Annotated in this window: 13 protein-coding genes and 1 pseudogene; 3 read left to right on the top strand and 11 right to left on the bottom strand. The window is 67.1% G+C overall.

Going from position 1 to position 14,054, the window contains the following annotated elements; all coding sequences use genetic code 11:
• Nucleotides 1–11: 11 nt before the first annotated feature.
• Nucleotides 12–686, top strand: a complete 675-nt coding sequence (locus tag ACE3P6_RS16905; RefSeq protein WP_374397385.1) for a DUF1523 family protein — start codon at nt 12–14, stop codon at nt 684–686.
• Between the two features lie 56 nt (nt 687–742).
• Here the strand turns inward: ACE3P6_RS16905 and pheT are convergent, their stop codons facing one another.
• The 6 genes from pheT to argH all read right to left on the bottom strand — a co-directional run bounded on the left by pheT (nt 743) and on the right by argH (nt 9,926).
• Entirely contained in the window at nt 743–3,160 is a 2,418-nt protein-coding gene (gene pheT, locus ACE3P6_RS16900) for a phenylalanine--tRNA ligase subunit beta (protein ID WP_374397382.1), read from the bottom strand.
• A 56-nt stretch (nt 3,161–3,216) separates the two neighbouring features.
• Nucleotides 3,217–3,930 carry a heparan-alpha-glucosaminide N-acetyltransferase gene (locus ACE3P6_RS16895; protein WP_374397379.1) on the bottom strand — a complete coding sequence of 238 codons (714 nt, stop codon included), beginning with the start codon at nt 3,928–3,930 and terminating at the stop codon, nt 3,217–3,219.
• Nucleotides 3,931–4,343: 413 nt separating this feature from the next.
• Nucleotides 4,344–6,944 (bottom strand): TIGR02302 family protein, encoded by a 2,601-nt coding sequence (locus tag ACE3P6_RS16890; protein ID WP_374397377.1) that lies wholly within the window; start codon nt 6,942–6,944, stop codon nt 4,344–4,346.
• Between the two features lie 27 nt (nt 6,945–6,971).
• Complete coding sequence (gene lysA / locus ACE3P6_RS16885; RefSeq protein ID WP_374397374.1) at nt 6,972–8,237, bottom strand: diaminopimelate decarboxylase; 1,266 nt, start codon at nt 8,235–8,237, stop codon at nt 6,972–6,974.
• Nucleotides 8,238–8,309: 72 nt separating this feature from the next.
• Nucleotides 8,310–8,447 (bottom strand): hypothetical protein, encoded by a 138-nt coding sequence (locus ACE3P6_RS16880; RefSeq protein ID WP_374397372.1) that lies wholly within the window; start codon nt 8,445–8,447, stop codon nt 8,310–8,312.
• 75 nt (nt 8,448–8,522) lie between these two features.
• Complete coding sequence (argH, locus tag ACE3P6_RS16875; protein ID WP_374397369.1) at nt 8,523–9,926, bottom strand: argininosuccinate lyase; 1,404 nt, start codon at nt 9,924–9,926, stop codon at nt 8,523–8,525.
• Here argH and ACE3P6_RS16870 point away from each other — a divergent pair.
• Complete coding sequence (locus tag ACE3P6_RS16870; RefSeq protein ID WP_374397366.1) at nt 9,925–10,491, top strand: TlpA family protein disulfide reductase; 567 nt, start codon at nt 9,925–9,927, stop codon at nt 10,489–10,491. The two genes, argH and ACE3P6_RS16870, sit on opposite strands and share 2 nt — an antisense overlap.
• Here the strand turns inward: ACE3P6_RS16870 and ACE3P6_RS16865 are convergent.
• The 5 genes from ACE3P6_RS16865 to ACE3P6_RS16845 form a co-directional block, all read right to left on the bottom strand.
• The gene (locus tag ACE3P6_RS16865) at nt 10,485–10,931 is read right to left on the bottom strand and encodes an RES family NAD+ phosphorylase (protein ID WP_374397363.1); all 447 of its coding nucleotides are present in this window, start codon (nt 10,929–10,931) and stop codon (nt 10,485–10,487) included. The two genes, ACE3P6_RS16870 and ACE3P6_RS16865, sit on opposite strands and share 7 nt — an antisense overlap.
• Before the next feature lie 3 nt (nt 10,932–10,934).
• On the bottom strand, nt 10,935–11,351 hold the full coding sequence (locus tag ACE3P6_RS16860) for an antitoxin Xre/MbcA/ParS toxin-binding domain-containing protein (RefSeq protein WP_374397360.1): 417 nt from the start codon (nt 11,349–11,351) through the stop codon (nt 10,935–10,937).
• A gap of 52 nt (nt 11,352–11,403) precedes the next feature.
• Complete coding sequence (locus ACE3P6_RS16855; RefSeq protein ID WP_374397357.1) at nt 11,404–12,192, bottom strand: exodeoxyribonuclease III; 789 nt, start codon at nt 12,190–12,192, stop codon at nt 11,404–11,406.
• A gap of 60 nt (nt 12,193–12,252) precedes the next feature.
• Complete coding sequence (locus ACE3P6_RS16850; RefSeq protein WP_374397354.1) at nt 12,253–12,564, bottom strand: hypothetical protein; 312 nt, start codon at nt 12,562–12,564, stop codon at nt 12,253–12,255.
• A 361-nt stretch (nt 12,565–12,925) separates the two neighbouring features.
• Nucleotides 12,926–13,612, bottom strand: a complete 687-nt coding sequence (locus tag ACE3P6_RS16845) for a response regulator transcription factor (protein WP_374371580.1) — start codon at nt 13,610–13,612, stop codon at nt 12,926–12,928.
• Nucleotides 13,613–13,748: 136 nt separating this feature from the next.
• Between ACE3P6_RS16845 and ACE3P6_RS16840 the strand changes: the two are divergent.
• Nucleotides 13,749–14,054, top strand: a pseudogene (locus ACE3P6_RS16840) (GTP cyclohydrolase II); the annotation flags it as partial.

Raw genomic sequence — 14,054 nt, 5'->3', positions numbered from 1 at the left:
AGGGTGAACCCATGTGGACCAAGATCAAATGGGGCATCCGCATCCTGGTGGTGCTGATCGTCGGGCTGTTCCTGCACTACACCCTGCCGCAGCATGACGTGGTGCGGATCACCGAGACCTCGAACCGGATCACCCACATCGGCGGCAACTGGATCTTCTATTCGATCGAGGATACCGGCACCGGGGCCGAGACAAACACAGAGCGCGACATCCGCTTCATCGATGCGGCCTTCGATGATGGCGACGTGATGGTCTACCGCAACGAGGATACCGGCTGGTTCTGGCCGCCCTATTTCAAATGGGACAGCGCGACGCTTCAGGCCGAGGCGGCGAACCTGAAGTCCACCTCTGCCGCGCCGCAATGGGTGGTCATCACGCATTACGGCTGGCGCATCCCGCTGTTCTCGGCCTTCCCGAACGCGGTGAACATCTACCCGGTCGCCGGGCCGGACGTGACGATCATCCCCTGGGTCAACATCATCCTGCTGGTGGTCTTGGTCTTCCTGATCTTCATGATCCGCAAGATGTGGCTTCAGTTCCGCGAGCGCATGGTCGATCCGGCCCTGGCCGATGTGGGCGAGACGTTCGACGCGGCGGGGCAGCGGGTGGACGCGGCGCGGAAGGAAGCGCGAGGGTTCTTCGGGCGGATCGGAGCCTGGCTGAACACCTGGCGAGCGAAGCGCTAAACGGTTGAAGGGTCTAAAATCTTTCGCGAAAGATCTTAGACCCTTCGGCTGTGTCGTCAGGCTCGCAGGGAACCGCCAGTCGCCTTCGTGACCTTCTCGATGATCTTCGCCGATACGGCGTCGATCTCGGCTTCGGTCAGGGTCTTGTCTTGCGGTTGCAGGCGGACGGTCAGCGCGATGCTCTTCTTGCCCGCACCCATCTGCGCCTCGGCCTTCTCGCCGGTGAACTGGTCGAAGACGCGGACGCTTTCGATCAGCGCCTTGTCCGCCCCTTGCGCGGCGTTGACCGCGGTCAGGGCCTCGACGCCCTTGTCGACGACAAAGGCGAAGTCACGCTCCACCGCTTGCAGGTCGCTGATCGCCAGCGCCGGGCGGGTCGGGGTCTTGACCTTGGGCGCGGGGATATTGGCGATCAGAACGGTGAAGGCCACCGCCGGGCCTTTGACGTCCATCGCCTGCAGGATGCGGGGGTGAACCTCGCCGAAGGTGGCCATCGTGTTCGGGCCAAGACCGATCACGCCCGAGCGACCGGGGTGCCACCACTGGGCGACCTTGCGGCTGATCTGCACGCGGGAAGGCGCACCCAGCGCCGCCAGAACCGCTTCGGCATCGGCCTTGGCGTCGAACACGTCGATCATCCGGCGCGAGCCGTGCGGGTCGCGTTGGGCAGCGGCCCCGACCAGAAGGCCGGTGGCTTGCAGGTGCTGGTCGCCCGGCTCACCGCCGTGGAACACCGGGCCGATCTCGAACAGGGACAGGTCCATGAAGCCGCGCGCCTGGTTCCGCGCCGCCGCGGCGAGAAGGCCGGGCAGGAGGTCGGGGCGCAGATGCGTCATTTCCGACGAGATCGGGTTTTCGACCCGCACGGCTTCGGAGCCGCCACCGAACAGGCTTGCGGATTTGGCGTCGATGAAGCTGTAGGTCACGCATTCGTTGTAGCCGAGCGCCGCGATGGTGCGGCGGGTGGTGCGTTCGCGCACCTGCAAGGGCGTCAGGATCGGACGCGGCACGCCGGGTAGGGCGCGGGCCATCGGCGCGCCTTGCAGCTTGGTCAGGCTGGCGATACGGGCGACTTCCTCGATCAGGTCGGCATCGCCCAGCACATCGGGCCGCCAGGTCGGGGGGGTCACGTCGTTGCCGTTGAGGGTGAAGCCCAGAGCCTCCAGCGTGGCGCGCTGGGTGGTTTCCGGGATCTCCATCCCGACGAGGCTGACCACGCGGGCCGGGTCCAGCCGGTAGCTGCGGGTCGGGTCGATGGGGGCGCCGTCCTGCACCACGGTCCCGGCCTCGCCGCCGCAAAGATCGAGGATCATCCGGGTCGCCAGTTCCAGCCCCGGCAGGGTGAAGGCCGGGTCCACGCCGCGCTCGAAACGGTAGCGGGCGTCGGAGTTGATCTTCAGCGCACGGCCCGTCGCGGCGATGGTGATCGGGTCCCACCACGCGCTTTCCAGGAAGACGTCGGTCGTCTCGGGCGTGCAGCCCGAGGCCTCGCCGCCCATGATCCCGGCCAGCGATTCCGGGCCGTGGTCATCGGCGATCACCATCTGGGAGGGGTTCAAGGTGTAGGTCTTGCCGTCCAGCGCCAGCAGCGTCTCGCCGTCGCGGGCGGGGCGGATGTGCAGGTCGCCCTTCACCTTGGCGGCGTCGAAGACGTGCAAGGGGCGGTTCAGGCCGAAGGTGAAGTAGTTGGTGATGTCCACCAGCGCCGAGATCGGACGCAACCCGATGCCCTTGAGCCGCGCCTGCATCCAGTCGGGCGAGGGGCCGTTCTTCACGCCCCGGATCAGGCGGCCGGCGAAGTGGGGGCAGCCTTTGGCTTTGAGAGCGGGGTCGATGTGGATGCCGATGGGGGTGGCGAAGCTGCCCTTGACCGGCGTCGCGGTGACCGGCTTCAGCTTGCCGAGGCCGCGCGCCGCCAGATCGCGGGCGATGCCGTGGATACCCAGCGCATCGGGGCGGTTGGGGGTGACCTTGATCTCGATCACCGGGTCGTTCAGGCCCTTCCAGTCGATGTAGCGGACCCCCATCGGCGCGTCGGCGGGCAGTTCGATGATGCCGTCGTGGTTGTCCGACAGCATCAGCTCGCGTTCGGAGCAGAGCATGCCGTTGGAGTCGACGCCACGGATGTTGCCGGGTTTCAGGTCGACCCCGGTGCCGGGGACATGGGTGCCGGGCGGGGCGAAGACGCCGACGAGGCCGGTCCTGGCATTGGGCGCGCCGCAAACGACCTGGACTTCCTCGGTCCGGCCACCGGGCCCGTCGGGCCAGGTCTCCACCCGGCAGACGCGGAGACGGTCGGCGTTGGGGTGCTGGACGGCCTCGATCACCCGGCAGATGCGGAAGGCCCCAAGTTGCGCCGTCGGGTCCTCGACGCCTTCGACTTCGAGGCCAAGGTCGGTCAGCGCCTCGGCGATGGCATCGACGCTGGCCTCGGTGTCGAGGTGATCTTTCAGCCAGGACAGGGTGAACTTCATCGGCGGGCTCCTAGAGTTGGGCCCGGATTAGCGGAAAGCGGCAGGAAGGGGAAGCGTCAGGAATGGGCCCAGGCCCAGGCGTTGAAGAGACCGAAGAGGATCGGCTGGTGGAGGAGGTAGATGATCAGGGAATGGCGGCCGGGGAAAGTGAGGGTGTGGGTGAGGCGGGACGGCTGGGTGCCATGCCATTGGTCCAGCCTGACAGCCTTGGCGAAGGCGAGGCCCGCAAGGGCGGGGGCGGTCCAGGGGATGAGGGGGACGTAGTCGCCCATCATCGGGCGGGTTTCGGCGAGGCCGGTCCAGACCAGCCACAGCGGGTCCAGCGTCGGGAAGTGCGGGCCCCAGGCGGCGGCGAAGATGAGGAGCGCGATGGCGAGGGTGACGGGCCAGGGCAGGCGCAGGGTGAGGAGGCCGATCAGGGCGGTCGCGGCCATCGCGTGCAGGATGCCGAACCAGATCGGGCCGCCGGGGACGAGCCAGATGCTTGCCGTCGTGATCAGCAGGGCGGCGGCGGCGATCATCGCCCAGCGGCGCCAGAAGGCGGGCCAGCGGATGCCGCGGCCGTGGGCGAGCCAGAGGCCGATGCCGGAGAGGAAGAGGAAGCTGCCGGCGATCATCCGGGCGAAATAGTACCAGAAGGGCTGGCTCATGGTGCCGGGGTCGATGTGGCCGAAGAGGGCGAGGTCGAAGGTGAAGTGGAAGATCACCATGCAGACCACGGCCAGGGTGCGGGCGATGTCGAGGCTGGTCAGGCGGGTCTGGCTGGTCATGGCGGGAGAGTGGCGCGGTTTCAGGGGGGCCGCAAGGCTGGCGGGTGTCCACGGTGGACAGAATTTCGAGACGTTTGAAATCAATGGGTTGGTTGCGGACGTTTACCGAATCTTAAGAACTGGGGCATGTGCAGTTGACCCGGTTGAGGCTTTTCCGGATGCCCCCCACCCCCGGCCCCTCCCCACCAGGGGGAGGGGAGGCGCTTGCGGTGGCGGCGGTCTTCATGTTCGGCGTCTCTCGGGACGGGGCGGTTCGTAAATCGAGCGCTGACGCGCAAGCCTTTTGTCTCGCCTTTTGCGCGTGAAGGACGCGCAACGGCTCGGGTTTGCCTCCGGCGGGGATATTTGGGGCCAGGTGAAAGGGCTGTGTCGGGGCTTGAAGGCCGGGTTGCGGCTTTGCGGGAGCCTCGGCCTCAGAACATCTGCAACAGGCGCTTGAGGTAGTCGAGTTCCTCCAGCGGGCGGGTCAACTCGCCGGACCGGCGGCGGATTTCGTCCAGCAGTTCCTGTGCGCGGGTGTCGGGGTCGTTCTGCACCATGTTCTGGTCCGAGCCGATGCGCGCGGTTTCGCCGGGGCGGCGGCCAAGCGGGTCGGTGCCGTTCGGGTCGGCGGAACCATAGTCGCGTTCGCCGCCCTGGCCGTCGCGGTTCTGCCGTTGCTCGTCCGCCAGCGCCTCGCCCAGGTTCTGCATCCCGTCGCGCAGCGCTTCCATCGCTTCGGCCTGACGGTCGAGCGCGCCCGAGAGATCGCCGTCACGAAGCGCGTTCTCCGCCTCTTCCATCGCGCGTCCGGCACGGTCGAGATCGCGGCGCCCGGCCTCGCCCTTTTCGCTGCCGTCGCCGGGCAGATCGCCACTTTGCAGCTGGTTCAGCCGCTCGCGCAGGCCGCGCTGGCGGTCGGAGAGTGAACCCTGGTCGCCATCGCCCTGGCCCTGATCGGTCTGGTCCTGGCCGAACTGGTCGCCCTGCTGGTTCCCCTGCCCCTGGTCCTGCCCTTGCTCCTGACCCTGCCCCTGATCCTGTCCCTGTTCCTGGCCGGGACGCGGGACGCCCTGCAGGTCGCGGAAGGCATCGTCGGACAGGTCCTGCTGGTCGCGCAAAGTGTCGCCCAGGCCCTGCATCCCCTTTTGTCCCGGCCCACCCTGGCCCTGACCCTGCTGGCCCTGCACCACCTGCATGTTCTGCATCAGCTGGCGCAGCTGTTCCATCAGCTCGGCGGCTTCGGCGGTCTTGCCCTCCTCCATCAGCTGCTGGAGCTTGTCGAGCATCTCCTTCAGCTGGTCGCCCGACATCATCTGGCCCTGCATCATCTGCGACTGCTGCTGGTCGGGGTTGCGCTGCGATTCTTCGGCCAACTCGCGCATGTAGTCGTTCAGAGCCTGCTGCATTTCCTTCATCAGCTGGTCGATTTCCTCGGGCGAGGCGCCATTCTTGATCGCTTCGTCCAACCGGTCCTGCGCGCGTTGCAGGCGGTCGAAGGCGTCCTGCAGGTTGCCCTCCTCGACCATCAGGGCGATCTTCCACAGCTCTTCGGCAATCTTGTCGCGACTTTCGGTGGTCAGCGCGGCCTCTTGCGCCTCGAGGCTGCGCATCAGCACGCGCAGGTGCAGGAAGGCGCGGTCGTGGCGGATGAAGCCTTCCGGGCGGTTGGTGACGGCTTTCAGAAGTTCGACCGCGCGCGGGGCGTTGACGCGGTTCCACAGGATGTCGCGCCGCATCTCGATCAGGGCCGCCGCCAGCGGGTCGAAGAAGCGCTTGCCGTGCAGGGTGACGTTGTAAGGCGCAGAGCTGCCTTCGTTGCCGCCCGCGTCGGCGACGGTGAAGGTCATCGTCACCGGCAGGTTGGCGAAGACGTGTTTCGACAGGTCGTCGACCAGCGTGGCGGTCAGCTCGGTGCGCTTGCCTTTGCGGGGCAGCGGAATGTCGAGAACCACCGGCTCCACCGCTTCGGGGTCGACTTTCAAGCCGTGGCGGCGGTCGACCCTGGCCATGTCCAGCGCGATGGTCACATGGGCGGCAGTGACGCCGTAGTCGTCGCTGGCCTTGATCGACTGCTTGAAACGCCCGTCCGCCTCGCGCGTCATGTCGCCCGAGACTTCGACGGTCGGGGCTGCGTCGGGCAGTGCGGTGATCTGCCATTCGCGACCGCCGGGGCCGTCGATGGCGAGGTCGCCCGAGCGGGTGACGGTCAGGTCATAGACGCCCTTCATCGCGTTCGGCACCGCGGCGGGCGTGGCCTTGGCATCCGGGGCGGGGGCCGGTTCGGGCTTCGGGACGTCGGCGATGGTCTGGGTGACGGAAAGGTCACCCTCCGGCCCATAGAGGCGGATCTGCAACCGGGTGCCGGTGGGCAGGTCCAGCTTGGGGTCGGTGATGTCGTTCAGGTAGAGCGAGGGCTTGCCGGTATAGGCCGGGGGCTGGGCCCAGGCCTCCCAGCTGGGGCCGCCGGGCATGGCGACGGCAGCGCCGGGGGTCAGGCCCGCACCGGTCCCGGCCTTCCAGAACGACCCGAAGAGCGCGGCCATGACGAAGGCGGTCAGCGCGACGTAGCGCAGCGAGAAGCGGTCGCGGGAGGACAGGCGCAGGTCGGGCTGGACGGGGCGGGCCCCGGCGGCGCGCTCAGCCATCCGCTCCCGATGCGCGCGCCAGACCGCAAGCGAGGCGGGGTCGCCCAAGCCGATCGCTTGCGTGTCACGCAGCGCGGCGATGGGGCGGCCCGGCATGGTGGCGTCCAGCCGGTCGAGCGCGTCCATCGCCGTGGGCTTGCGGAAACGCTTCAGGCCAAGGGCAAGCAGGGCAAGGGCGGCGAGGCCGAGGACGGCCCCGGCGGCCTGGGCATAGCGCAGCGGGCCAAGGTCCTGCAGGCCGAAGGCCAGCGCGGCGAGGGTGATCAGCACCAGCGACCACAGCGGCCAGAAGGCGCGGGCCAGACGCTCCGCCCACAGCCCCGCCAGCGTCAGCCGCATGGGCCAGACGAGCGACTGCAGCGGCGGTTCTGGCGTCTTTCCGGTCATCTCACCTGCCTGCGACCGGACCCAGCGTCACAGCCACGAGGGAATGCTATCGCGGTTGAGGATTTCGTCAACGCTTGGTCGCGCCCGGATGACAGCGAAGTGATCCCCGTTCACTAGCACCTCGGGGATGAGGGGCCGAGTATTGTATTCCGACGCCATCACCGCGCCATAGGCCCCCGCGCTGCGGAAGGCCACAAGGTCGCCTTCGCCGACCAGCGGCAGGTCGCGGCCCTTGGCGAAAGTGTCGCCGGTCTCGCAGACCGGGCCGACGACGTCGAATTCCTGCGTGGGCGCTGCGACGGGGGGTTCGGCGACGGGGATGATGTCGTGGTGCGCGCCGTACATCGAGGGGCGGACGAGGTCGTTCATCGCGGCGTCGAGGATCAGGAAATCGCGGCCCTCGCCGTTCTTGACGTAGATGATGCTGGCGATCAGGAGACCCGCATTGCCGGAGATCAGGCGGCCGGGTTCGATCTCGATCTCGCAGCCAAGGTCGCCGACGGTGCGCTTGATCAGGGCGCCGTAGTCGGTGGGCAGCGGCGGGGCTTCGTTCGAGCGCTGGTAGGGGATGCCAAGCCCGCCACCAAGGTCGAGCCTTGTGATCGTGTGGCCTTCGGAGCGCAGGCGATGGGTCAGGTCGGCGACCTTGAGATAGGCCTGCTCGAAGGGTTCCAGCTCGGTCAGCTGGGAACCGATGTGGACGTCGATCCCGACGACTTGCAGGCCGGGGAGCTTTGCGGCTTCGGCATAGACCTCGGAGGCGCGGGCGATCGGGATGCCGAACTTGTTTTCCTTTTTCCCCGTGGCGATCTTTTCGTGGGTCCGGGCGTCGACGTCGGGGTTGACGCGGATGGCGATGGGGGCGGTGAGGCCGAGGCTGGTTGCGACTTCGGACAGCGCCCGCAGCTCGGGTTCCGATTCCACGTTGAACTGGCGGATGCCGCCGGTGAGGGCCAGCCGCATTTCCTCGCGCGTCTTGCCGACGCCGGAGAAGACGATGCGATTGCCGGGGACGCCTGCCGCTTTCGCCCGCAGGTATTCGCCGCCCGAGACCACGTCCATCCCCGCGCCGAGGTTGCCGAGGGTCTTGAGGACCGCGACATTCGACAGCGACTTGATGGCGAAGCAGACAAGGTGGGGCAGCGGCGTCAGCGCCTCGGTGAAAAGCTTGTAATGCCGGGTCAGGGTGGCGGTGGAGTAGACGTAGAACGGCGTACCGACGGCGGCAGCGATGTCGGGGATCGCGACGCCTTCGGCGTGCAGCGTTCCGTTGCGGTACAGGAAATGGTCCATGCGCAGCCCCTTAAGCCCCTGTCGCGTATAGCAGACATGCGGCGCGGCGCAATTCACCCTTTGGGCGGAGCGTTAGTTCGAAACGACCCCGACGCCGACCTCGCCCGACATGGTGATGCCAGGGTTCGCGGGTTTCTTCGGCGTCTCGGGCGGGCCGTCGGCGCCGCAGGCGGCAAGGGTCAGGCAGGCGAGGAGGAGAAGGCGGGGCATGGGCATCCTTTCGTCAGGGGCGACGCCAAGGGTGGCATCGCGGGCCGTGGCGGGCAAGGTAGGGCTTGCCGCGTGCTATCCGAGACTTTCGCGCCAGCGGGCGATCTGGGCGCGGACCTGATCCGGGGCGGTGCCGCCATAGGAGGTGCGGCTGCGCACGGAATTCTCGACGCCGAGGACGGAGTAGATATCCTGGGTGATGCCGGGGTGGACGCCGGTCATCTCGCCGATCGACAGGTCGGGCAGGTCGCAGCTCTTGGCCTCGGCCAGCGCAACCAGCGCGCCGGTGACGTGATGCGCCTCGCGGAAGGGCAGGTTCAGGGCCTTCACCAGCCAGTCGGCAAGGTCGGTCGCGGTGGAGAAGCCGGAGGCGGCGGCGGCCTTCAGGGTGTCGCGGTTGGCGGTCATGTCACTGACCATGCCGGTCATCGCGGCAAGGCCCAGCATCAGGCTGTCGGCGGCGTCGAAGACCTGTTCCTTGTCCTCCTGCATGTCCTTGGAATAGGTCAGCGCCAGGCCCTTCATGATGGTGAAAAGCGCCACCGTGGCCCCGAGGATGCGGCCCAGCTTGGCGCGCAGAAGCTCTGCCGCGTCGGGGTTCTTCTTCTGCGGCATGATGCTGCTGCCGGTGGTCCAGCGGTCGCTGAGCCGGACGAAGCGGAACTGGGCGGAGGACCAGATCACCAGCTCTTCGGCGAAGCGGGAAAGGTGCATGGCGCAGATCGAGGCGGCCGACAGGAACTCCAGCGCGAAATCGCGGTCGCTCACGCTGTCCAAACTGTTCGCGGTGGGGCGGTCGAAGCCGAGCGCCTTGGCCGTCATGTGCCGGTCGAGGGGGAAGCTGGTCCCGGCCAGCGCGGCGGCACCGAGGGGGCATTCGTTCATCCGCTTGCGGGCGTCTGCAAAGCGCGAGCGGTCACGGGCGAACATCTCGACATAGGCCAGCATGTGATGGCCCCAGGTCACGGGCTGGGCGGTCTGCAGATGGGTGAAGCCAGGCATCACCCAGTCGGCCCCGGCTTCGGCTTGGCTCAGGAAGGCCTGCATCAATCCGGTCAGCCCGGCGATGGCCTGGTCGCACTGGTCGCGGACCCAGAGCCGGAAGTCCACCGCCACCTGGTCGTTCCGGCTGCGGCCGGTGTGCAGGCGCTTCCCGGCCTCGCCGATGCGCTCGGTCAGCCGGGCCTCGATGTTCAGGTGGATGTCTTCCAGGTCGGGCGTGAAGGGGAACTTTCCCGCCTCGATCTCTGACAAGATCGCGAGCAGGCCTTCCCCAATCGCCTTGGCATCGGTATCGGTGATGATGCCCTGCGCGGCCAGCATCGCCGCATGAGCCCGGCTGCCCGCGATGTCCTGGGCGTAGAGCCGCTGGTCGAAGCCGATCGAGGCGTTGATTGCCGTCATGATCGCGCTGGGACCTTCGGCAAAGCGCCCGCCCCACATGGTGTTGGCGGATTTTGGGGTGCGGGCGTTGGACATGATTGGGCTTTCGAGGGTGGGAAACGTGCGGAAATTGCTGGTCGTCCTTTATACGGCCTTGATGCTTGGTGCAAATCCGGCGGCGGCGGATGTTTCGGCCCTCCGCGAGGGCGACATGAAGAAGCTGATGCTGCTTGGGGAACCGGTCGCGGTGCCCGAAGCGGTGCTGCTGGACGCCGAGGACGGCGAACATGCGCTGGCGGATTACAAGGGCAAATGGGTGGTCCTGAACTTCTGGGCGACATGGTGCGCCCCCTGCCGCCGCGAGATGCCGTCCTTGGAAAGGTTGCAGGCCGCGATGCCGGAGCTGGCGGTGGTCCCGGTGGCGACCGGGCGCAACGCGGTGGAGGGGATCCGGCGGTTCTTCGAGGAGGCCGGGGTGAAGGCCCTGCCGATCCTGCGTGACCCGCAGTCGCAGCTGGCGCATGCGATGGGCGTGATGGGCCTGCCGGTGACGGTGATCCTGAACCCAGAGGGGCAGGAAGTGGCCCGGCTGATCGGCGATGCCGAATGGGACAGCGACAGCGCCAAGGCGGTGCTGGGGGCACTGGTCGCAGGTCAGTAGCTCAGGCGATCATCGAAGACGAAGGGCTCGGTCAGGGCGACTGTGACTTCGGCCATCGCGGGATGGCGGGGGTTGAGGAGGACGTTCCGCTCCAGCGGGATCACGCGGCTGGGGACGGAAAGGCCGAGGCTGGACGTGGACCGGAGCCAGGCGTCGCCAATGGCTTGCGACACTGCAACATCTTGTCGGGATGGAAAGCCGGGGTCGGCAATCGCTCCCTCATCGACATCGAGCGCAACAGCGACATAGGTAGGCAACTCTCCGCGCCTGCGTTGATGGGGTGCCAGATTGACGAGAACCTCAAGCGCGGAAAGCGCCAGGGAGGACGAAAGATATACCATCGGCAGGCCGGGGCTGTTCCAGGTACCGCCCCAAATCCTTGAGCCTTCTCCATCCAGGCCTGGAAGAAAGTCCGCCCCGGTCAAACGCCAAAGCCGCACTTGTCAGAAAATCCCGTGCGCCAGCCTGCCGATGATCGTCTCGACCTCCCGCGCGCCGATGTCGGTCTGCGCCATATGGATCGGAATGCGATCCCCCAGAGCGGGGTTGGGGCTGCGCAGGAAGGTGTCGGCGTTCTTGTCGTTCTCGAACAGGTCGCGCGCGGCCTTGACCACGCGCAGCAAACGGGCAAGGCCATCGGCTTCCTCGATCTTCAGGTTCTCTCCGGCGGCGATGCGGCGGTCGAGCGTGCGGTCGGGGATGATGCGGCGGATGTCCTCGCGGGTCAGGCCCTGCGATTCGAGCGACCGGGCCCAGGCGGCGGGGATGCCCTTTTCCAGTGCCTTGAAAGAGGTGAAGGCGACCGCCTGTTCGGCAAAGCCGGGGGCCGGGGGGGTCTGTTTCCGGACTGTGTTGGTCATCGCGGTCTCCGCCATTTGCCGAAGCATAGCACGGCAAATGGCGGAAGTCACCCTATAGATCGAATGTCGCGAAAACCGGGACGTGGTCGCTTGGCTGCTCCCACCCCCGCACCGGGCGCAGGATGCGGCTGCCCGAGGCGGCGTTGGAGATGTCGGGGGTGGCCCAGATATGGTCCAGCCTGCGGCCCTTGTCGGCGGCGTCCCAGTCGGGGCTGCGGTAGCTCCACCAGCTGTAGAGCCGACCCTCGGGGATGTCCTGCCGGGTGATGTCCTGCCAGCGCCCGCTTTCCATCGTCTCGCCCAGATGGGCCACCTCGATGGGGGTATGGCTGACGATCTTCAGCAGCGCCTTGTGGTCCCAGACGTCATCCTCGCGCGGGGCGATGTTCAGGTCGCCGACCAGGATCGCCTTCTCCGGCGTCTCGGCGCGGAAGTGGTCGCGCATGTGGGTCAGGAAGTCGAGCTTCTGGCCGAACTTCACGTTCTGCGCGCGGTCGGGGATGTCGCCGCCCGCCGGGACGTAGAAGTTGTGGATGGTGACGCCGTTCTCCAGCCTGGCCGCGACATGCCGCGCATGGCCCAGCGTCGCGAAGTCGTGCCCGCCCGCGTCCACCATCGGCAGTTTCGACAGGATCGCGACGCCGTTGTAGCCCTTCTGCCCCCGCGCGACGACATGGGTGTAGCCAAGCGCCCGGAAGCCTTCCAGCGGGATCAGTTCGACCGGGCATTTGCATTCCTGCAGGCACAGGATGTCGGGCGTCTCTTCCGTCATCAGCCGCGAAACCAGCGCCTCGCGCAGGCGGACCGAGTTGATGTTCCAGGTGGCGAGGGTGAAGGACATGGGCGGGCTCCTGCTGCGGCGGTGGACCGTAAGGCCCGCCGCCGCAAGTCTCAAGCCCGGTCAGTCGGTGACGGTGAAGGTCGCCAGGTCGCACAGGTTCTGGGTCTGCTCGGCCTCGCCCCCCTCGGCCGAGACGAAGCGCAGGTCATAGTCGCAGACATCCGAGCCGTCGGCGATGGTCACGTCCCCCGAAACGCCGGGGTCGACCGCATCGACGGTCAGGATATTCTCGCCCCACTGATCGACGCCCGTGGGCGAGACATACATCTCGGTGATGGTGTGCGAGCTGTCGTTGACCAGGGTGAAGACCAGGTCTTCGGCCAGGACGGGCGTGGCGGCAAGGATGAGGGTGGCGGCAAGAGCGATGCGCATGGCGTCTCCGATTTCAGGGCCGCAGACAGCCTGCGGTTGCGGGCGGTTCTAGCGGACCAATTGTGCAAAGCGCATGGCGGAGACGGGTCCTGTCGATGGCTTTTCGTCCGGCCTTTCCGGGGATCGGGGAAAATCCGGCGGGCGCAAAAAAAGGCCGGGCAAGAAGCCCGGCCAGGTCCAACAGGGAGGATGCCGCGCCATAACCCCGACGCGACAAGGGGAACTTGCTGCACAACCCGTGCATGTGAAAAAGGTAGCAAGTGAATCCGGCAACAATAAGCCCTAGGCGGCAAGATTTCGTGGTTGTTGCAAGGCGGTCGCAATCACCCGAAGCAGCAACCGCCCAAATCCGCTCTTGTTCCTAGGCCACCAGCCGATATCCGCCGCTTTCCGTGACCAAGAGCCGTGCGTTCGAGGGATCGGGCTCGATCTTCTGGCGCAGGCGATAGATGTGGGTCTCCAGCGTGTGCGTCGTCACGCCCGCGTTGTAGCCCCAGACCTCGTGCAGAAGGACATCCCGCGCCACGACGCCGCTGGTCGAGCGGTAGAGGTATTTCAGGATGTTGGTTTCCTTCTCGGTCAGCCGGATCTTCTTGTCGCGCTCGTCGACCAGCATCTTCTGGGCGGGCTTGAAGGTATAGGGACCCAGCTGGAACACCGCGTCTTCCGACTGTTCATGCGTCCGCAACTGCGCGCGGATGCGGGCCAGCAGGACCGGGAACTTGAAGGGCTTGGTCACATAGTCGTTCGCGCCGGCGTCGAGGCCAAGGATCGTGTCGCTGTCGGTGTCGTGCCCGGTCAGCATCAGGATCGGGCATTTGACGCCCTGCTTGCGCATCCGGCGGCACAGTTCGCGCCCGTCGGTGTCGGGCAGGCCCACGTCGAGGATCACGAGGTCGTAAAGCGCAGCCTTGACCTTCTCCATGCCCTCGGCGCCGTTCCGCGCTTCGAACACGTCGAAATCCTCGGTCATCACCAGCTGCTCGCTGAGCGCTTCGCGCAGGTCGTCGTCGTCGTCGACGAGCAGGATCTTCCGCAGTCCGGCCATAGGTGCCTCCCTTGCTGATGACGATCAGATGCGCCGCGTTCACGAATCCCGCAACCATTGCTACGAAATGCTCACGCGGACGTGTCGGTTCTGCGGGCAATGTTTCAATTCCGTCATCCGCCGGGTATGCAGGGGCATGGTCCTGAGCCTGTCCATCCCCGAACGCCTGACCCGCGCCCGTGCCGACCTGCGCATGGGGGTGCCGGTGGTGCTGTGCGGGGCGGAGGGCGCGGCGCTGGTGGCGGCGGTGGAGACGCTGGACGCGGCGCGACTGGCCGACCTGCGCGGCTTCGGGGCGCCGGTGCTGGCGATCACCGCGCGCCGGGCCGAGACGCTGAAGGCGCGGGCCTATGACGGCGACCTGGCGCGGATCGTGCCGCCCTCGGACAGCGGGCTGGACTGGCTGCGCTCGGTCGCCGACCCGGCGGATGACCTGCGGACG

Source organism: Tabrizicola sp. (assembly GCF_041911175.1).
Taxonomy (GTDB): Bacteria; Pseudomonadota; Alphaproteobacteria; order Rhodobacterales; family Rhodobacteraceae; genus Tabrizicola.
The sequence above is the reverse complement of the archived record's forward strand: the minus strand, read 5'-3'. Positions and strand labels throughout refer to the sequence as shown.

Excerpts from the sequence above, each read along its gene's own strand:
- ACE3P6_RS16905 (WP_374397385.1), top strand. The coding sequence starts at position 12 with ATGTGGACCAAGATCAAATGGGGCATCCGCATCCTGGTGGTGCTGATC.
- pheT (WP_374397382.1), bottom strand. The coding sequence starts at position 3,160 with ATGAAGTTCACCCTGTCCTGGCTGAAAGATCACCTCGACACCGAGGCC.
- ACE3P6_RS16895 (WP_374397379.1), bottom strand. The coding sequence starts at position 3,930 with ATGACCAGCCAGACCCGCCTGACCAGCCTCGACATCGCCCGCACCCTG.
- ACE3P6_RS16890 (WP_374397377.1), bottom strand. The coding sequence starts at position 6,944 with ATGACCGGAAAGACGCCAGAACCGCCGCTGCAGTCGCTCGTCTGGCCC.
- lysA (WP_374397374.1), bottom strand. The coding sequence starts at position 8,237 with ATGGACCATTTCCTGTACCGCAACGGAACGCTGCACGCCGAAGGCGTC.
- ACE3P6_RS16880 (WP_374397372.1), bottom strand. The coding sequence starts at position 8,447 with ATGCCCCGCCTTCTCCTCCTCGCCTGCCTGACCCTTGCCGCCTGCGGC.
- ACE3P6_RS16870 (WP_374397366.1), top strand. The coding sequence starts at position 9,925 with ATGATTGGGCTTTCGAGGGTGGGAAACGTGCGGAAATTGCTGGTCGTC.
- argH (WP_374397369.1), bottom strand. The coding sequence starts at position 9,926 with ATGTCCAACGCCCGCACCCCAAAATCCGCCAACACCATGTGGGGCGGG.
- ACE3P6_RS16860 (WP_374397360.1), bottom strand. The coding sequence starts at position 11,351 with ATGACCAACACAGTCCGGAAACAGACCCCCCCGGCCCCCGGCTTTGCC.
- ACE3P6_RS16855 (WP_374397357.1), bottom strand. The coding sequence starts at position 12,192 with ATGTCCTTCACCCTCGCCACCTGGAACATCAACTCGGTCCGCCTGCGC.
- ACE3P6_RS16850 (WP_374397354.1), bottom strand. The coding sequence starts at position 12,564 with ATGCGCATCGCTCTTGCCGCCACCCTCATCCTTGCCGCCACGCCCGTC.
- ACE3P6_RS16845 (WP_374371580.1), bottom strand. The coding sequence starts at position 13,612 with ATGGCCGGACTGCGGAAGATCCTGCTCGTCGACGACGACGACGACCTG.